Source organism: Pseudomonas fulva NBRC 16637 = DSM 17717, from assembly GCF_000730565.1.
GTDB classification, from domain to species: domain Bacteria; phylum Pseudomonadota; class Gammaproteobacteria; order Pseudomonadales; family Pseudomonadaceae; genus Aquipseudomonas; species Aquipseudomonas fulva.
The window spans coordinates 23,037-40,137 of record NZ_BBIQ01000017.1 but is presented as its reverse complement, the minus strand read 5'-3'; the positions used below and the strand labels follow the sequence as shown (position 1 = coordinate 40,137).

Genomic DNA, 17,101 nt, shown 5'->3' with positions numbered 1-17,101 from the left:
CCGATGGGGCTAACGTCCCGCCTCTGCCACCAGTTTCGAGGAAAACTGGCCCACGGCAGTGACCACCTCCTGCGCACCTGATTGTATTTCCGTGATCACGGTACCTGCCTGCTGGGCCAGGCTCAGGCCCAGCTCAGCCTGCTTCCTGCTCTCGCCCATGCTGTGTACTGCCTCCTCCACCAAGGCGTTATTCTTCTGCACCACCTCGACGATTTCCTGGGTCGCGGCACTGGTTCGGCCGGCCAACTTGCGCACCTCGTCCGCCACCACGGCAAAGCCCCGCCCTTGGTCACCTGCACGCGCAGCTTCGATGGCCGCGTTCAGGGCCAACAAGTTGGTCTGTTGGGCGATGCCGCCGATGGTCGACACGATGGACGTGATCAGGTGCGACTGATGCCCCAGCGCCTCGACGCCGCTGGATACGTTCGAGACCTGCTCGACGATGCGGTTCATGGTTTCTACCGTGTCCCTGACCGCCTCAGCGCCGCGCTGGGCGGAGCTGTCGGTCTTCATGGAGATCTCGTAGGCAACGTCCGCCGCTGAGCTGACCTGTTTCTCGCTTTCGACCTGAGCGGTGATATCCACCGCAAATTTCACGACCTTGTACAGCCGCCCCCGGGTATCGCGCACGGGGTTGTAGGAAGCTTCAAGCCACAGCTCGCGGCCGCCCTTGTCGAACCGCTGAAAACGTTCGGCGACGAAGCGACCATCGTTGAGGCTGGCCCACAGTCGCTGATAGTCCGGCGACTTCATGTAGGCCGGATCGCAGAAAATACTGTGGTGCTTGCCGACGATTTCCGGGAGCGTGTAGTTCACCGTATTCAGGAAGTTCTGGTTGGCGGTGAGTATGGTGCCGTCCAGCCCGAACTCGATCACCGCCGTGGAGCGGGAAAGCGCCTTGATCAACTCATCGTTTTCCCGGGCCTTGTCGATGGCAGCGGTGACCTCGGTGCCGTAAGCCGTCATGTGGGTCACCTCGCCGCTGGGGGTCTTGACCGGGCACCACGCCGCGCGCATCCAGACCAGGCGCCCATCGGCCGCGATGTAGCGGTAGTCGTCGCTCACCCCAGTGCCCTGGCTCATCGCGGTCTGAAAATCCTCGTAGCATGGCAAGTCCCTCACATAGTCAGGCGTGAGCGTGCCCATCGATGTACCGACAAGCTTCGAAGCGTCGATACCTACGAAGCTGGAAAACCGCGGATTGACGGCCGTGATCAGCAGGTCACGGTCCACGGTGATTTCAAGCATCTCGTCGGACCTGCTCTGTTGCGCAGCCCTGAGCCCATGAAGCTCCCGTTTGAGTGCCTCGACCTCATCCCTAAGCGCTTTGTTGAACATGGCGATCCTCGTCATTGCGGATGACAACTGTTGGGAATGAACAGGCGCTGTCAGGCAGCGCACACCGAGTGCTGCTTCACACAACGTCAGGCTTGCCGCGGCTGACACAACCATGTCGCCAGGTCATCTGCCGAGAGGGGCCTTGCGTAATAATAGCCTTGTCCTTGATCACAGCCCCATCCCCGTAGCACATGATGGTGCAGGTCCGTCTCCACGCCCTCGGCCACTACCGTCAGGCGCAGGTCACGCAGCAGGCTGACCAACCCGCGCACGATGTGCCAGTCGTTACCGCCTGGCTGCAGTTCGGCCAGCAGGGAGCGATCGAGCTTCACGCTGGTGGCGGGGATTTTGCGCAGGTAGATCCAGTTACTGTAGCCGCTACCAAAATCGTCGATGCCAATCGAGATACCCAGGGCGCGGAAGCGCTGGAGCTGTTCCTGCACGGCATCGAAATCGGCCACCAGGGCGCTTTCGGTGAACTCAAGTTCCACCAGGCTCGGGTGGACCTGGTGTCGGGCCAGCGCTCGGGTGACATCTTCGTACAACTGGCCATCACCCAGGTCCAGGGCCGAGATGTTCAGCGAGACCTGCAACACCACGTTGCTGGCCTGCCACTGGGCGATCTGACGACACACCTGCTCCACGACCCAGCGCGTGATGCCGCGGATGGAAGCGGTGGTTTCTGCCAGCGGAATGAACTCGGCAGGGCTGATCACACCCAGTTGCGGGTGCGTCCAGCGCAAGAGCGCCTCGACCGCCACGCAGCGGTTGCTGCCAAGGTCGATCCTGGGCTGGTAGGCCAGGCTCAACTGGTCCGGTGCCAGCAGTGCGGCTTCCAGGGCGTTGAGTATGGCGGTGTTGCGACGCAGGTTCGCGTCCACCACCGGGTCGTACGCCAACCAGCGCTGCTCGCTCTTGCGAGCGGTGTCGGTCATGCTGGCCATCAGCCGCAGGATGTCCGACGAGGCGCTGGCGTCCACACCCAACGTCAGGACGCTGATGCCAACATCCGGCGTAACCGGTATGTGACCGCTGCGCAGCGGCCCACTGAGCGAAGCCACCAGCGTCTGAAGCCAACCGGCGAGAAAGCGGGTATCGCACGCATCGATGACCGTCATGAAGCCAAGGGTGCTGGCCCGATAAAGGCGGCAACCGGGCACAAGTGCCGTGAGCAGCACTTCTTTGACTGCCAGCATGAAATCGGTAAAGAACTCGATACCCAGCGCCTTGAACAGCCGGTCCATACCCGCAGCCGACACCGGCTCGATGAAAACAGCCACCTGCCCGGCCGTCACGGCACCTTCCTTGAAGTCCGTCTCGAAGCGCCGCCGATTGGGCAGCCCGGTCATCGGATCGTAGAAGTTCTGCCGGTGGATCGATTGCAGCCGGGCCACCACCACGTTGGCGGCGTTGGTCAGCAGGTTACGGTCGCGCTCCGACAAGGCTTCGCGCGTGGCATGGTCGATGATGCACAGCCCACCCAGGCTGACGCCTGGCCGAACGATCAGCGGCGCGCCGGCGTAATAGCGAATGTGGGGGGCCGATTGCACAAGGGGGTTATCCACCGTGCGGGGATCCTGCAGCGTGTCGCAGATCTCCAGCAGCGTTTCCTGGCGCAGGCCGTGGGCGCAGATGGACATTTCGCGCGGCGTGCGGTCGTCGGCCATGCCGATCTTGGCCTTGAATACCTGGTAATCGCGGTCGACGATGCTGACCAGCGCGGTCGGGACGTCGAAGTGCGCACAGAGCATGTTGACGACGCCGTTGAGCACCGGATCCTCTCCATTTGCCAGGTCCGATGTAAGGCGGTCCACTTCAACCAGGCGCAAGCGCTCGTCTCGAAGGGTCGTCAAGTTGTCCATGAAAACTCCGGTCGCGGTAACAGCAAATTCTAGCCCATAAGGCACATTGCCAGCTTAGCTGTGATCGGTTTCTCTCGACAATTGAGCGCCCCCACCGGTGGTCGGCCAAAAAATCTATTGGACGCCTGCGGTCAGCTAGCCTAAAAGGCTGTCAGCCGCGCTTGGCACGGCAGATTGCATAGATGATGCTCAGCCTGTTACGGAGTCAGCCTTGGCCTGGTTCAAAGAAAGGATTACCGCCATCCTGCAACGCCTGCGACGTGCCAAGCCGAGCACGGCCAGCCGCTACGTGGGCGCCGCGTTGATCATCGCTGCGTGCTCCCTGGCGCGCGCGCAGATGTCGCCTGCCGCGCTCCCGTACCTGTTTTTCATTCCTGGCCTGATGCTGATCGGGTTCTGGTTCGGCGCAGGCCCGTCACTGCTGGGCTGCATCATGGCGGTGCTGATCGCCCAGTATTTCTTCATCGGACCGCTGGGTTTCGATGCTGACTGGACCACATGGGCCAACAGCCTGAGTTTTGGCGTGGTGACCTTCGCCATGGCAGTGGTGTGTGCTTCGCTCAGGCGTAACCTGAGCGCCGTGGAACGGCTCAATGAAACGCTCGAGCAGCAAGTGCAACACCGAACGGGTGAGCGCGACAGCCTGTGGAACGTGTCCCCCGACCTGATCTGCACGTTGTCCGAAAACGGTCAGGTGCTGTCGGTGAACCCGGCATGGCAGGTAGAAACGGGCTTCACTGAAGAGCAACTCAAGGCTGGGACGTTCTACAGTTTCATCTCCCCCGCGCAATTGGCGAACGCGTTACGTGAGCTCAACCACAAGCCCATCGTCGAGCTCGACACCCAGAGCGTGCGCAGCGATGGCCAACCCTTGCTGCTCAACTGGCGCATAGCCAAGTTCGAGGGCCGTTACTTCGCCGTGGCGCGGGACGTCACCCAGTACCGCGAGCGGCAGCAGGCGTTCGAGCAGGTCAGCCAGCAACTGCAGCAAAGCCAGAAGATGGAAGCGCTCGGCCAGCTCACCGGCGGCCTGGCCCATGACTTCAACAACCTGCTGACCGTGATCACCGGCACGCAGGACATGATCGAACAACGCCTGGCGCAAGGCCGGCACGACGAGCTGGGTCGTTACCTGTCGTTGGCCAGAACTGCCACTCGCAAAGCCAGCACCCTCACCCACCGCCTGCTGACCTTCGCCAGACGACAACCGCTGGCCAGCGCCACGGTCGATGTGGTGCTGCTGGTGGACGACATGAAAGAGCTGCTGGCCAGAACCCTTACACCCAAGATCGAGTTTCAGCTCAGCCCGCATCCGTCGCCAGCCTTGTGCTACTGCGACCCTCATCAACTGGAAAATGCGCTGCTGAACCTGTGCATCAACGCACGTGACGCCATGCCCCAAGGGGGCCGTTTGCAGGTGCGGGTCAGCAAGGTGACGAGCGGCACGGCTGAGTTGGAGCAGCTTGGGCTACGCGCTGGCGAATACATTCAGGTGAGCGTCACCGATACGGGTCTGGGGATGCCGGCCAGCATTGCCGAGCGGGCCTTCGAACCGTTCTTCACCACCAAGCCGCTGGGGTCGGGCACGGGTCTGGGGCTGTCGATGGTCAGGGACTTCGCTCGCCAGGCGGGCGGCACCGCAGTGATCGAGTCGGTGATGGGCAGCGGCACCACAGTCAGCCTGCTGCTGCCCGTCCACCTTGAGTCCGTTTCGTCCAGTGTCACAGCGATCACGCACGCCACCCTGGCGGCCCGCACCGACCACCGCGGCAGTGCACTGGTGATCGAAGACGAGGGCGCGATCCGGGAGCTGGTCAGCGAAGCCTTGCAGGAGCTGGGTTTCGACGTAATCGAAGTCACTCATCCTGCCGATGCGCTGCACCTGATCGAACAGTGCCAGGACCTGCAGCTTGTGGTAACCGACCTGGTCCTGCCCGGCGGCTTGACGGGAGACAACATCGCCCAAGGGGTGCAGGCGCTCGTGCCAGCGGTGCGGGTGCTGTTCATTTCTGGGTTGATCGAGGCGCCGACCAGCCTTGCCGAGCAGCAGCCGCATACGCGCTTGCTGCCCAAGCCCTTCACGCTCGGCCAGTTCAAGGCGTGTGTCGAAGGGATGCTCGCTGACCCGCAGGATGCGCCCCCATTGCGGGACCAGGCCACACGACGCTAGCGCCATGGTCGACGCGCGCTACATGCCAGGGGACGGCGAATCGAGCGATGCCAGAAACTGACGCGTCTGCCGGTTGGAGCGCAGGTGCACTACCTGACACCCGGGAGGCGCCGTCGCCATCAGGTGCTTGATCTTGTCCTGTGAAGAATGCCGCGTGGACCAGATGAACCGGATGAAGCCAGGCAAGTTGCGTAGCGACTCGGGGCATTCATCTGGCAAGTCCGGACGTGTGCGGCCCAACTGGGTCAAGGTCCTGACCAGGACACGCCACAGTCGGACCGTCAGGGAACGGTCAATCCAGATAAACAGGTCGGCCCTGGCAAGACGGTTCTCCCAGGTTGCCGAATGCCCGCCCTCGAAAATCCACCGCTCGCGCGCCTCCACTTCATGGCACAGGCGGGTCTTTTCGTCCCGACTGCGCTCGACCCAGCCGGGTAGCCAGTGAATGGTATCGATATGCACGACCGGCAAGCCGGTTCGCTCGCCCAGCTGGCGAGCAAGCGTGCTTTTGCCGGCGCCTGGCTGACCAACGATCATGACGCGTTTCATTGGGGGCTCCTTTTCAGCCCGCCATTTTGAACGTCAGGTCAGTGTTGTAAAGCCGCGTTGCGCTGGCAGGCAATGGATGGAACGGTTCAGAGCCGGGACGCACCGTCGAGTGCATGCAGGCCAACGCCAGCACATGCTGAATACGGGTAAGCCATCCGGCTCCTGATGGAGCTCGGATGGCTTGAAGCGCCCACGGCGCGGCATGCTACCCCGCCGAGCACTAGGCTCAGCGCTGTGCCAGGGTACGGTGCGTACCTCCCACGGAACTGAACCGGTGCGCTGCGACGGGGCGCAGTATGATCAGAACTTGTGCTGTGGAAAACGCGAGCGAGGATAGGCCGTGAGCGGTGGTTGATCCTTCGACGCTTGGGAATGATGGGTAAGTATCTGCCATATCCCATTGCCATATCTCTTCCTCACGTTATCATCCCATGTGACTTCTTCTCCCATGTTCTGGAGGTAGGTATGGAACATGGTGCCGTTTTTTTGAGTAATCGTAGCCAAGCTATAAGACTGCCCAAAGCTGCAGCATTTTCGGAAGACGTCAAGCGCGTTGACGTCGTCGCGATTGGGCGCACACGCATCATCACACCTGCCGGGGAAGCGTGGGATAGCTGGTTCGACGACTTAGCCCCTACAGAAGATTTCATGACAGAACGTGATCAGCCGGCTGATCAAGAGCGCGAGCGTTTTTGATGCTCAAATTCATGCTCGACACAACTATATGTATTTTCACTATCAAAAACCGTCCTATCTAAGTACGCGATGCCTTCAAGCGGCATCATGACTAGATGTGCATAAGCACCGTCACTTTGGAGTTGATTTATGGTGCTGAGAAATCCTCGAATCCCGAGCGTAATCTAGCAGCGGTTGAAGACCTGGCAGCGCGCTTGGAAGTTCTTACATATGATAGAAACGCTGCCGCCCACACTGAACAGCTCCGTGCTGAATTGGCACGTTTGGGCACGCCTATTGGCCCTTTCGATCAAATGATCGCTGGTCACGCTCGCTCACAAGGTCTGATTATTGTCACTAATAACCGTCGTGAGTTTGAGCGAGTACCTGGACTGCGGAGCGAAGACTGGGTTATCCGATAATGATCGATGGCCGTGGCAAGGATCTCATGGGGCAGTGATGTTGAATCCGACCACGCTTGTCAGCGCAGCGCCGTGTTGCTAGTGTCGGGCAATGATCATCTACCATTCGACCACCGCAACCACCACCACGACCGCCCATGGCGGAGCGTGCGAGGTGTCGTGAGCAGATAGCGAACAGACTTCAAAGGCCCGCCAGCGATGGACAGGGCCTTTTTTGTGCCCTTGCCTCAATGGCCTCATGCAAGGAAACGCACGAATGTACGCGCTATTGATTCTGGATGTTCAAGTTGGGTTGGTGCATGGCCAGGAAAAGCCCTGGCGTTGCGAAGCATTGTTGGCAACCGTCAACGAACTGATGGACAAGGCGCGCAATGCTGGCGCGCCGATCTTTCTCGCCCGTCATGTAGGCCCCGCTGGCTCGCCGATTGCGCCTGACAGTGTGTTGACGCAACTTGCGCCGGAACTGAGGCTTGCGGGTGGCGAGGTGGTGTTCGAGAAGCACCGGCCCAATGCGTTTACACGGACGGCGCTCGCTGAGGATTTGCGGGCACTCGGGGTGACTGGGGTGGTGATTGGCGGTATGAAGACTCAGTACTGTGTGGACAGTACCTGCAGGGCTGCTCGGGATCTCGGGTTCGAAGCGGTGCTGGTTGCGGATGGACACAGTTGTACGGATACAGCGCAGATGCGGGCTGAGCAGATTGTTGCGCATCATAATGCGACGCTTGAGGGGGCGTTTTGTGAGGTGGTGTTGGGGCGAGATTGGACTTTTAAGTGATTGGTACGGTGATGCCTGCTTAGGCGGAGGTTAAAAATCGCATTGCGCGAGAGCGACGACCGCCGTGGCATCAACGTTCATGCCTTGATGAATGCGTAGGTCACCCACATCCAAGCGAAGCCGAAGGCCGTCAGCCACGAGGATATTTGTAGAGCCAACTTAATTTTTGCAGGAAAGTTTTCGAATTCTTCAATGTCCAGATGCCCCCTGCGCATGTGTATGCCAGGCCAAATGAGTATTCCACAAAGAAATGTTATCAGCAGCCACCGAGCGCGAAAGCGCCGCGTGCCCAAAAACAGTTTCATCTGTTCCAGGCCGGGATTACTTTGGATAGCCGAGGTTGCAACAGTGAAATGTCTTGTACCCGCGATGAATGCACTGATTGCACAACCGGCCGACGAGATCACGAACGGACATGCCAGCATTATCCACTTCAGCCACACGGGCCAATTCTCGAACTCAGTCATAATGTGATTCGTAGATCAGCTCGCCCACTTGCTCACCGCCCTGCGCACCGGCGATGCTCCCAGCTAAAGACCCTCCCCCGACCAGCGCAATGCCACACACTGGAGCTCCGAGACCCGCGGTACCCGCAGAGAACACCCCACATACAGCGAGCGCAGTGATCCCAGCAATCTTGCCACCCGCGGTGCCTCCCACTAGCCCCCCAGTGAAAGCTCCTGCCTCAGACAAACGAATTTTTTTGCAGGCCTTTGTTTCCCCTGCACGGCAGGCCTCCTGGACTTTCAGATAGGACGATGTCCCACCTAAGCCAATTCCGACATACCCACCATACCTGAGGTACTTACTAAGTTTTGCCACTTTGTCCAAGTATGTGGCGTATCCAGGAATATGCCCTGGCCCACCGGCTTTCGACCAATGATGCACAAGGCTCCTGGTGGAAATATTCAAGCTTTTCTTCAGCTTCTCGTAAGCCCCAAGATTCAGATGTTTATTAAGAAAAGTCGCCTTCAGCTGACCATTTAGCTGCTCCAATAACAGTCGTCGCTCGGCGAAGAACGATGGGCTATTCAGATGGCCATGGCGCAGAAATTCTTGCTGATGCAAACGCTCGATATTGCCAAGTGTGCTGCGAAGCTGCCGAAGGCCGTGATCCATCATGTCCTTACCCACACCCATTGCGAGACTGGCGTCACTAAGCAGTCCGGCAATTTCAGCCTGATACTCCATCATGAAATCTGACTCGGCAAAATCGAGTACAGCCAAGGAACGTCGCGCGTGCTCAGCGGCTGCCATGAGTTGGCCCTCCTCCTGGGTGCAGGCATAACCGTTATCCGGATCGCCGATGACGAAGATTTCCCCTGCCTTGAACCCCTGCTCGAAAGTCGGGTTCAGGCGTTGAAGGTACGAAATGGGCAAGGTCGGATCATGTCTAGCCAGCTCCAACAGAATCTGCGGGAACGACATGCTCCGGGGCACCACATAGAATCCCGGCTGCATTTGCCCAGGCAATCCGCCAACCCTGGCGGGCGAGGCCCCTGCTAAAGCGCTAGAGCTCCCAGGGCCAGCGGGCTCGACGCTAATGCGTACGGCAACCGGTAGCCGCGGCGGGGGCATCTCCCCTAAAGGCGCCACCACCCGGTTGCTACCCTCTGGGCAACCGCAATCAACTAACGCCCCATCCATCGCGACTGGCTGGCCATCCGAGATGAAGTGCCAAACCCCTTCGACGACCTTTCCTTCCAGCCCGCACAGTGGACAAGGTGTGGTGGGATCCCCCAGCCTCAGGACCATTCGCCCCTTGTCGAGGTAATCTTCCCCGGTGGCGATGCAATTGCACCTGTGGTGGTCATATCACCATCTACTGCTTGGCCAAGCCCATCCAGACTGACGCGCATTTAGAGTCCCTTGCGAATTGTAGGATCGAGAGAACCTAACAGCTAAGAAGGGGCAAATGAGGCCTCAAGCAGCTAACGAGACGATTCCTACGAGTAACGCGGATTTTGGACTAGGGCACGACTTGGCGGTTTGGGAGCTACGCACAACAGAAAAACCCGCATGAGGCGGGCTCCTATTGATGCCAGCTAGCGAGACATCGCTATAGGCCAAGTGATACTGGTGCGGAACAGAAGAACGGTTGTTGGACGTGAGCGCCAAGTTTTCGCGGGGCTGGCATCTTGCAGCGATCAGCGTGCCCTCCTTGCCGCTGGGTTTGAAATACCGCAGCCGCCAAGTCTTCAAGCCACTGGGCGCGACTTATAGGTAGATACGCCCGTCGTCGAACAGTTTGTATGCACGATCACGCGGTTTGGCCGTACAGCATTTTAGGTCGCTGAGCGGAATGGCTAGGCGTGGCATAGGGGTACGTTCTCCATTCAGGAAAGACGCTGTACCCCAAAAACACCCCCGTTTATTGGGGATTTTGTTGGTTCCCGACGGAGGGTCGTGGAAAAGAAAAACCGGCCAGAAGGCCGGTTTAGAGGGCTTCCAAAGCATTCAGCGGAATGCAGTGGAGCTGGATGTGGTGCCGGAGACAGGAATCGAACCTGCGACCTTCGCGTTACGAGTGCGCTGCTCTACCGACTGAGCTACACCGGCGTGTAGCGCAACGTACCACTGCTACACCCGTTACGCAAACCCCTGTTTCCGCTCATTTATTCCGCCACCCTCACGGCGCGGCGCAGCCTTTGGGTGCGAGGTCGGTTTCGATGTCGGTGGTGCAGGCCCAACCGGTCGCTGAGCGGGTCAGGGTCAGGGCCTTGCCCAACACGGTCGCGGGGGCGTCGACCAGGGTGCAGACGATACGGCCGCTGGCATCTGTGGCCTTGCCGGTGGCGGTGATCGCGCAGTGGGCGGTGCTGGGCTGGCCGCCGAGGCTGGCGACGTCGGTGACGTCGCGGCCTTCGTTCAGGCGCAGGTCCATCGCGGTTTTCAGGGCGCTGATTTCCAGCAGGGCGGCGGCGGCCTTGGAGCGGGCTTGGTGGTTGGTGTACATCGGTAAGGCGATGGTCGCCAGAATGCCGATGATCGCGACGACGATCATCAGTTCGATCAGGGTGATGCCGCGTTGCCCTTTCATGAACAATTTCCTTTTCGATACGCAGACTCAGTGAGGTCAGGCTTGCCTCGACCGGCAGCGGCGCAGTAGGCCTGAACAGACACCTTTTGTCACCCCTGCCCGCTTGGGCTTTGCCCTCGCTGCACTACTCTAGTGACCATCGGAAAGGCGCGCCTTTCCAGGGACGGGGCAAGCTGTTTCCAGGCTTGTCGCAGGGACGAAAAGGACATGTGAATGACGTCATCTACGCATCTCTACACCTGGCAGGGAACGGACGCCAGCGGCGCCCACGTCAGCGGCAAGACCACGGGGCGCAGCCCGGCCTATGTACAGGCTGCGCTGATTCGCCAGGGCATCACGGTGGCGCGGGTACGGCCAGCGGGTGGGCTGGCACTGAGCTGGCCGCGTTGGCAGGCCAGGCCGGACACTGCGGGCTTCAGTCGGCAGCTGGCAACCTTGCTGCGAGCGGGGGTGCCTTTGTTGCAGGCGTTCGAGGTGATGAGCCGTAGCGGCTGCCCCGAAGGGCAGGCGGCGGTGCTGCTGGCGCTGAAAAAAGACTTGGGCGCAGGGTTGGGGCTGGCGGATGCCTTGCAGCGCCATCCTCACTGGTTCGATGGGTTGTACTGCAATCTGGTGCGGGTAGGTGAGCAGTCGGGGACGCTGGATCGGCAGCTCGAACAGTTGGCGTGCATGTTGGAGCAGCGGCGTACGCTTGAGAAGAAAGTACGAAAGGCGATGGCCTATCCCATTCTGCTGTTCCTTACAGGGTTGGGGGTTTCGACCATTCTGTTGCTGGAAGTGATTCCGCAGTTCGAGTCGATGTTCGCTGGCATGGGTACGGCCTTGCCCGCCCTCACCCAGTGGGTGATAGACCTGTCTGCGGGGTTCGGGCAGGTGGCGCCCTGGATGGCGCTTGTGGGGGTGCTGCTGGGCGTCGGAGGGCGCCAGCGGTATCGCCAGCATGCACCGACACGCCTATGGTGCGCACAGCAACTGCTGAGAATGCCGGTGTTCGGGGCGCTATTGGGGCAGGCCGCGCTGGCACGGTTCGCCCGCAGCCTGGCGACCAGTTATGCGGCTGGGGTACCGTTGCTGGACGCGCTGGGCACAGTGGCCAGCGCGTGCGGTAGTGAGCTTCACGAGCAGGCGGTGATGCGGTTGCGGCAGGCAATGGAAAACGGTCGGGCGCTCAATCAGGCGATGGCCGAGGAACGCGTGTTTCCTCCCTTGCTAGTGCAAATGACGGCGATCGGCGAGGCCAGCGGGACCTTGGACCAGATGTTGGACAAGGCTGCGAGCCACTATGAGGACCAGGTCAGCCAGGCTTTGGACCAGCTGGCCAGTCTGCTGGAGCCGGCCATCGTGCTGGTGATGGGGGTGCTGGTCGGTGGACTGGTGGTGGCGATGTATCTGCCGATTTTCCAACTGGGTAGCCTGATCTGATATGACGGTATGGACACTGCAGGGCATGGAACCTGCGCACTTCATCGCCTGGGCCGCGCTGCTCGGTCTGCTGGCAGGAAGCTTCATCAATGTCGTGGCGTATCGTTTGCCGATCATGCTCAAGCGGCAATGGCGACGCACTGCGCAAGAGGTGCTGAAGTTACCTTTGAGTACGTCTGCGCGGTTCGATCTATGGTTGCCCGGCTCGCATTGCCCTCTATGCAACCACGTCATCCGTGCGTGGCAGAACATCCCTGTGCTCAGTTACCTGGCACTCAATGGCCGTTGCCGGGGGTGCAAGGGCCAAATCAGCGTGCGCTATCCGTTGGTCGAGGTGGCCTGTACTGTGTTGTCGGTGGCGATTGCCTGGCGCTTCGGCCCGTCGGAGCAAGCGCTCTACGCGCTGCTGCTGACCTGGTGCCTGCTGACGCTGAGCCTGATCGATGCGGATCACCAGCTGTTGCCCGACGTACTGGTGCTGCCGGCAGTGTGGCTGGGGCTGATCGTCAATGCTGGCGATGGGTTCGCGCCACTTGGCGATGCGCTATGGGGTGCCGTGCTGGGTTATCTGAGCCTGTGGGCCGTCTACTGGACGTTCAAGCTGCTGACCGGCAAGGAAGGCCTTGGGTACGGTGACTTCAAGTTGATGGCGCTCATCGGTGCCTGGGGTGGCTGGCAGGCATTGCCGCTAACCCTTTTGCTGTCCTCGGTGGCAGGCGCATTCATAGGGCTGTGCCTGATCGCGTTGCGTCGGCATGCCATGGGGGCGGCAATGCCCTTTGGGCCTTATCTGGCCATTGCAGGGTGGATTGCCGTGCTCTGGGATGATGAAATATCCCCCTCCTACATGCAACTGCTTGGATCCCAATGACCACAGCGGCCACAACACCCTGGATTCTGGGCCTTACCGGCGGCATCGGCAGCGGCAAGAGCGCCGCAGCCGAGCGCTTTGTCGAGCTTGGCGTGCACCTGGTCGATGCCGACCAGGCGGCGCGCTGGGTGGTCGAGCCCGGACGCCCGGCTCTGGCGAGCATCGTCGAGCACTTCGGCCCCGCCGTGCTGCAGGCCGATGGGCAGCTTGACCGTGCCGCGCTGCGCCAGTTGATCTTCACCGACCCGGCGCAGCGCAAATGGCTGGAGCAATTGCTGCACCCGCTGATCGGCCAGGAGATTTTCAGTTACCTGGCCAAAGGGCAATCGCCCTATGCGGTGTATGTCTCGCCCCTGCTGATCGAGTCGGGGCAGTATCGAAAAACTCAGCGCGTACTGGTCATCGACGTACCGCAAACACTGCAGGTAGCACGCACCCTTGCCCGTGACCACACCAGCGCCGAACAGGTGCAGGCCATTCTTCAGGCCCAGCTGCCGCGTGAAGAACGCCTGCACCATGCCGATGACGTGGTGGTCAATGACGGCGACCTGGGCCATTTGCATGCGCAGATCGACCGATTGCACAACTTTTACCTGACTTTACGAGGAGGCCAGCCATGAGCCAGCCATTGACCGTCGATTGCCCGACCTGCGGCGCACCTGTGGAATGGAACGATAAGAACACCTTCCGGCCATTCTGCTCCGACCGTTGCAAACTGATCGACCTGGGCGCCTGGGCGTCCGAGGAGCACAAGATTCCCGGGGCCGAGGACTCGGAAGACGAATTGTATTCGGGGGATCTAGAGCCTCGTCACTGATTCTTTGGAGAAATACACCCCGTAGACGCTGTGCAGGGGGGCATGGCTTTCAGTCACCCCCTTCTTTCCAGGGGGCCTGCAGGTATCGAGTGCGGTTGAACGTCTCCAGCCATTCAGGGCAAAAGACCACCAGTGCGCTGATCACGGTTCCGTTGATGAACGCTTCGGGAAACATCATCAGCCACAGGTAGCCCACAAAATCACTTAGCCACTCCGGCATGGCGAACAGGCCATCGAGCCAGAGCAGCCCCAGCGCGGCGGTGAGGCACACGACCACCGTCAGTGCCGCCGGGAAAAACCCTGAGCAAAAGATGTACACGAAAAGATTTCGCGGCTGCGCTCGTTCCACCGCGATGGCACAGGCTTCGGTGACCAGGACCGGCAGGCCGACCAGCAGCAGACCGTTGACCCCTAACCCAGCCAACGCCTGACGCCCGAGCAGCAGCAGGCCCAGTTGCGCCATGAAGCCACCCAGTACCGCCAGCGGCCAGTCCAGCAGCAGGGTAACGGCGGTCATGCCGATGAAGTGGTAGGACACGCCCGTGTCGAAATCGCGCCGAACCAACCACAGCGCGAACAACCCAACCACAGTGCCGAACAGCAAGTGCTGGCGCCGCCGGTCCGTGACCAGCTCGACCCAGCGGGCTTGACTGGCGGCCCACGCGAGCAGTGGCCCGTAGCCTAGCCAGCCAACGGTCAGCGTTGTTGCCGACAGCACCTGCGCGCTGATCATGTAGGAATAACCTCAAGCAATGCATGGATAAATGCGAGTCTACACGGATTGCCATCAGCGTGCTTTTGGCCCAAAGGGCAGGTAATTCATTGATTCAAGGCGCGATCAACTCCTGATCGTCATCAAATTACAGCTAAGCTTGCTTCATGGATGACTCCGATTACCTGCGCCTGCTTACCATCCAGGCCGAACAAGCCAACGCCTTCTTGTCCAATGCCCGCAAATGGGAGCGCGAGCGTTGGGTCTGCCAGCGCCTGCTCCAAGGCCTGAATATCGCCTATCGCAACGACGACTTCACGCCCGCCGGCCAGGAGCCGCCTGACGTACTGTTCCGCGATGCGGCCTTCGAGGTGTTCTTCGTGCTGGACGAGGGTCGCCGACTTAACGATGAATGGCGAGAAGAGCTGCAACGCAGGCGCAGCGCCTTTTCACTGGCGCAACTGGTGCGACGCGAAGCACGCCCTCGCCGCATCAGTGCGACCGAGTTGCTGGGCAGGCTGGCGCCCACCCTGCGCAAGAAAGCGCACAACTACCGTGAACGCGGGTTAGACCTGAACGAGCTGGACATCATTGCCTTCGCCAGTCTCAAACGCGAGGTGCTGGACCTCAACACCCACTTCCCGCCGCCCACCGAGTACTTGCGCCAGGGCTGGCGCTCACTGTCGCTGGTCGGGCCAACCTTTGCCCGGGTGTTGTTCGCCCACCCAGATGCGCCGGATTTCCTACGCGGTAACCTGGGGCGCAGCATCGTCTTCGATGTGGGGATCAGTCTTTGATCCTATGCAGTGATCGCTTGCGATGACGTACACTCGGCGGCGCCGATAGAAAGGATTATCATTTGTCACAGCCGCGTGCGCGAGCGCTGTAGCGTTTGCCGATGCGCGAACGTCTATGCCTAGAGGCCCAGCATGACCCATCGCCTGAACCCTGCGTGTCAGCCAGTGTCGATGATGACCTGCAAGCCCTTGGGACGCTGTGTCGAGTACCTCGCTACCCCCGTCGTCTTGGGTCAGGCACCTGTTGAGTGGACCGGAGCTATGAGCTGCCTTGCGCTCGCCCTCCCCTCATGCCCCGTGCGACCGGCCCGTTGGGCCAAGAATTCCGTAAACCTTATGAGATATTCCCATGACTCATCGCATCGTGATTGTCGGCGGCGGCGCCGGCGGCCTGGAACTGGCGACCCGCCTGGGCAAGACCCTGGGCAAGCGCAAGCAAGCTGACATCACCCTGGTGGACACCAACCTCACCCATATCTGGAAACCGCTGCTGCACGAAGTGGCCGCCGGCTCGTTGAACTCCTCCGAAGACGAACTGAACTACGTAGCGCAAGCCAAGTGGAACCACTTCAACTTCCAACTGGGGCGCATGAGTGGCCTGGAGCGTGAGAGCAAGCGGATCCAGCTGGCTGCCACGCTGGATGAAGATGGTCGCGAGTTGCTGCCCGCGCGCACCCTTGCCTACGACACCCTGGTCATCGCCGTCGGGTCCAACACCAACGACTTTGGCACCTTGGGTGCGGCGCAGCATTGCCTGTTCCTGGACACGCGCAAACAGGCAGAGCGCTTTCATCAGCAACTGCTTAACCATTACCTGCGCGCCCATGCAGGCGATGTGGCCAGCGAAAAGATCAGCGTGGCCATCGTCGGTGCGGGTGCCACGGGCGTGGAGCTGGCTGCCGAGCTGCACCACGCGGCGCATGAGCTGGCGGCCTACGGCCTGGATCGCATCCAACCCAAGGACATGCACATCACCCTGATCGAGGCGGGCCCACGCGTGCTGCCGGCACTGCCGGAGCGCATCAGCGTGCCCGTGCATCAGACCCTTGAGAAGCTTGGGGTGAAAGTAATGACCAACGCGGCTGTCAGCGAAGTGACGGCTGAAGGTCTCAAGACCAAGGACGGCGAAGTGATCCAGGCCAGCCTGAAGGTCTGGGCAGCGGGCATCCGGGCGCCGGGCTTCTTGAAGGAGATCGATGGCCTGGAGACCAACCGCATCAACCAACTGGTCGTACGTCCTACCCTGCAAACCACCCGTGATGACGATATTTTCGCCTTCGGTGACTGCGCCGCCTGCCCGCAGCCAGACAGCGATCGCAACGTGCCGCCCCGGGCGCAGGCAGCTCACCAGCAGGCTTCAATGCTGGCACAGAGCATCAAGGCACGCCTGGAGAACAAGCCGCTGCCGACCTACCAGTACAAGGATTATGGCTCGCTGGTGTCGCTCTCGCGATTCTCGGCAGTGGGTAACCTGATGGGTAACTTGATGGGCAATGTGAAGCTCGAAGGCTGGCTGGCAAGGATGTTCTACGTGTCGCTGTATCGCATGCACCAGATGGCGTTGTACGGATTCTTCCGCACGGCCCTGATGATGCTGGGCAGCAAGATTGGCCGCGGCACCGAACCAAGGCTGAAGTTGCACTGACCT

The 17,101-nt window shown here is 60.6% G+C and carries 14 protein-coding genes, 1 tRNA gene and 4 pseudogenes; 10 read left to right on the top strand and 9 right to left on the bottom strand.

Annotated elements, in window-relative coordinates; translation table 11 throughout:
* Positions 1 to 9: 9 nt before the first annotated feature.
* From PFU01S_RS22970 to PFU01S_RS16465, 3 genes and pseudogenes are all read right to left on the bottom strand, one after another.
* Positions 10 to 459: pseudogene (locus PFU01S_RS22970) on the bottom strand (methyl-accepting chemotaxis protein); the annotation flags it as partial.
* A gap of 102 nt (positions 460 to 561) precedes the next feature.
* Positions 562 to 1,248: pseudogene (locus PFU01S_RS22965) on the bottom strand (PAS domain-containing protein); the annotation flags it as partial.
* A 176-nt stretch (positions 1,249 to 1,424) separates the two neighbouring features.
* A complete protein-coding gene (locus PFU01S_RS16465) occupies positions 1,425 to 3,200 on the bottom strand; it encodes a sensor domain-containing phosphodiesterase (RefSeq protein ID WP_028688071.1) in 1,776 nt (591 codons plus the stop codon).
* A 211-nt stretch (positions 3,201 to 3,411) separates the two neighbouring features.
* On the opposite strand from PFU01S_RS16465, the gene PFU01S_RS16460 reads away from it, so the two are divergent.
* A complete protein-coding gene (locus PFU01S_RS16460; RefSeq protein ID WP_042139693.1) occupies positions 3,412 to 5,370 on the top strand; it encodes an ATP-binding protein in 1,959 nt (652 codons plus the stop codon).
* An 18-nt stretch (positions 5,371 to 5,388) separates the two neighbouring features.
* Here PFU01S_RS16460 and PFU01S_RS16455 read toward each other — a convergent pair whose 3' ends face one another.
* Positions 5,389 to 5,919, bottom strand: coding sequence for a P-loop NTPase family protein (locus PFU01S_RS16455; RefSeq protein ID WP_028688070.1), 531 nt, complete (start codon positions 5,917 to 5,919; stop codon positions 5,389 to 5,391).
* 465 nt (positions 5,920 to 6,384) lie between these two features.
* Here PFU01S_RS16455 and vapB point away from each other — a divergent pair, with 465 nt between their 5' ends.
* The 3 genes and pseudogenes from vapB to PFU01S_RS16445 all read left to right on the top strand — a co-directional run bounded on the left by vapB (position 6,385) and on the right by PFU01S_RS16445 (position 7,794).
* Positions 6,385 to 6,615 (top strand): type II toxin-antitoxin system VapB family antitoxin, encoded by a 231-nt coding sequence (vapB, locus tag PFU01S_RS16450; protein WP_028688069.1) that lies wholly within the window; start codon positions 6,385 to 6,387, stop codon positions 6,613 to 6,615.
* Positions 6,615 to 7,016, top strand: a pseudogene (gene vapC, locus PFU01S_RS21890) (type II toxin-antitoxin system tRNA(fMet)-specific endonuclease VapC). Before vapB ends, vapC begins: the two are co-directional and overlap by 1 nt.
* Before the next feature lie 256 nt (positions 7,017 to 7,272).
* Positions 7,273 to 7,794: a cysteine hydrolase family protein gene (locus tag PFU01S_RS16445; RefSeq protein WP_028688068.1), complete on the top strand. Its 522-nt coding sequence runs from the start codon at positions 7,273 to 7,275 to the stop codon at positions 7,792 to 7,794.
* 77 nt (positions 7,795 to 7,871) lie between these two features.
* Here PFU01S_RS16445 and PFU01S_RS16440 read toward each other — a convergent pair whose 3' ends face one another.
* The 4 genes and pseudogenes from PFU01S_RS16440 to PFU01S_RS16425 form a co-directional block, all read right to left on the bottom strand.
* Complete coding sequence (locus tag PFU01S_RS16440) at positions 7,872 to 8,261, bottom strand: hypothetical protein (RefSeq protein ID WP_028688067.1); 390 nt, start codon at positions 8,259 to 8,261, stop codon at positions 7,872 to 7,874.
* Positions 8,254 to 9,653: pseudogene (locus PFU01S_RS16435) on the bottom strand (PAAR domain-containing protein). Before PFU01S_RS16435 ends, PFU01S_RS16440 begins: the two are co-directional and overlap by 8 nt.
* Positions 9,654 to 10,277: 624 nt before the next feature.
* Positions 10,278 to 10,353: transfer RNA gene (locus PFU01S_RS16430), tRNA-Thr, on the bottom strand.
* Positions 10,354 to 10,423: 70 nt separating this feature from the next.
* The gene (locus tag PFU01S_RS16425; protein ID WP_028688066.1) at positions 10,424 to 10,834 is read right to left on the bottom strand and encodes a pilin; all 411 of its coding nucleotides are present in this window, start codon (positions 10,832 to 10,834) and stop codon (positions 10,424 to 10,426) included.
* Positions 10,835 to 11,047: 213 nt separating this feature from the next.
* On the opposite strand from PFU01S_RS16425, the gene PFU01S_RS16420 reads away from it, so the two are divergent.
* From PFU01S_RS16420 to yacG, 4 genes are read left to right on the top strand one after another with little or no spacing between them, the layout of a single operon-like run.
* Positions 11,048 to 12,256 (top strand): type II secretion system F family protein, encoded by a 1,209-nt coding sequence (locus tag PFU01S_RS16420; protein WP_028688065.1) that lies wholly within the window; start codon positions 11,048 to 11,050, stop codon positions 12,254 to 12,256.
* A 1-nt stretch (position 12,257) separates the two neighbouring features.
* Positions 12,258 to 13,127 carry a prepilin peptidase gene (locus tag PFU01S_RS16415; RefSeq protein ID WP_027915707.1) on the top strand — a complete coding sequence of 290 codons (870 nt, stop codon included), beginning with the start codon at positions 12,258 to 12,260 and terminating at the stop codon, positions 13,125 to 13,127.
* The gene (gene coaE / locus PFU01S_RS16410) at positions 13,124 to 13,747 is read left to right on the top strand and encodes a dephospho-CoA kinase (RefSeq protein WP_027915706.1); all 624 of its coding nucleotides are present in this window, start codon (positions 13,124 to 13,126) and stop codon (positions 13,745 to 13,747) included. The genes PFU01S_RS16415 and coaE overlap by 4 nt, the downstream gene beginning before the upstream one ends.
* Positions 13,744 to 13,944: a DNA gyrase inhibitor YacG gene (yacG, locus tag PFU01S_RS16405; protein WP_027915705.1), complete on the top strand. Its 201-nt coding sequence runs from the start codon at positions 13,744 to 13,746 to the stop codon at positions 13,942 to 13,944. The genes coaE and yacG overlap by 4 nt, the downstream gene beginning before the upstream one ends.
* Before the next feature lie 49 nt (positions 13,945 to 13,993).
* Here the strand turns inward: yacG and PFU01S_RS16400 are convergent, their stop codons facing one another.
* Positions 13,994 to 14,677, bottom strand: a complete 684-nt coding sequence (locus PFU01S_RS16400; RefSeq protein WP_028688064.1) for an energy-coupling factor ABC transporter permease — start codon at positions 14,675 to 14,677, stop codon at positions 13,994 to 13,996.
* Positions 14,678 to 14,823: 146 nt separating this feature from the next.
* On the opposite strand from PFU01S_RS16400, the gene PFU01S_RS16395 reads away from it, so the two are divergent.
* Both PFU01S_RS16395 and PFU01S_RS16390 read left to right on the top strand, forming a co-directional pair.
* Positions 14,824 to 15,453, top strand: coding sequence for a DUF1780 domain-containing protein (locus tag PFU01S_RS16395; protein WP_023533234.1), 630 nt, complete (start codon positions 14,824 to 14,826; stop codon positions 15,451 to 15,453).
* 349 nt (positions 15,454 to 15,802) lie between these two features.
* A complete protein-coding gene (locus tag PFU01S_RS16390; protein ID WP_028688063.1) occupies positions 15,803 to 17,098 on the top strand; it encodes an NAD(P)/FAD-dependent oxidoreductase in 1,296 nt (431 codons plus the stop codon).
* Positions 17,099 to 17,101 lie beyond the last annotated feature (3 nt).

Bases quoted from the DNA above. Each gene is read 5' to 3' on its own strand.
- PFU01S_RS16390 (WP_028688063.1), top strand. From the start codon at position 15,803: ATGACTCATCGCATCGTGATTGTCGGCGGCGGCGCCGGCGGCCTGGAA.
- PFU01S_RS16420 (WP_028688065.1), top strand. From the start codon at position 11,048: ATGACGTCATCTACGCATCTCTACACCTGGCAGGGAACGGACGCCAGC.
- PFU01S_RS16455 (WP_028688070.1), bottom strand. From the start codon at position 5,919: ATGAAACGCGTCATGATCGTTGGTCAGCCAGGCGCCGGCAAAAGCACG.
- PFU01S_RS16415 (WP_027915707.1), top strand. From the start codon at position 12,258: ATGACGGTATGGACACTGCAGGGCATGGAACCTGCGCACTTCATCGCC.
- PFU01S_RS16465 (WP_028688071.1), bottom strand. From the start codon at position 3,200: ATGGACAACTTGACGACCCTTCGAGACGAGCGCTTGCGCCTGGTTGAA.
- vapB (WP_028688069.1), top strand. From the start codon at position 6,385: ATGGAACATGGTGCCGTTTTTTTGAGTAATCGTAGCCAAGCTATAAGA.
- PFU01S_RS16395 (WP_023533234.1), top strand. From the start codon at position 14,824: ATGGATGACTCCGATTACCTGCGCCTGCTTACCATCCAGGCCGAACAA.
- PFU01S_RS16445 (WP_028688068.1), top strand. From the start codon at position 7,273: ATGTACGCGCTATTGATTCTGGATGTTCAAGTTGGGTTGGTGCATGGC.
- PFU01S_RS16440 (WP_028688067.1), bottom strand. From the start codon at position 8,261: ATGACTGAGTTCGAGAATTGGCCCGTGTGGCTGAAGTGGATAATGCTG.
- PFU01S_RS16425 (WP_028688066.1), bottom strand. From the start codon at position 10,834: ATGAAAGGGCAACGCGGCATCACCCTGATCGAACTGATGATCGTCGTC.
- yacG (WP_027915705.1), top strand. From the start codon at position 13,744: ATGAGCCAGCCATTGACCGTCGATTGCCCGACCTGCGGCGCACCTGTG.
- coaE (WP_027915706.1), top strand. From the start codon at position 13,124: ATGACCACAGCGGCCACAACACCCTGGATTCTGGGCCTTACCGGCGGC.
- PFU01S_RS16400 (WP_028688064.1), bottom strand. From the start codon at position 14,677: ATGATCAGCGCGCAGGTGCTGTCGGCAACAACGCTGACCGTTGGCTGG.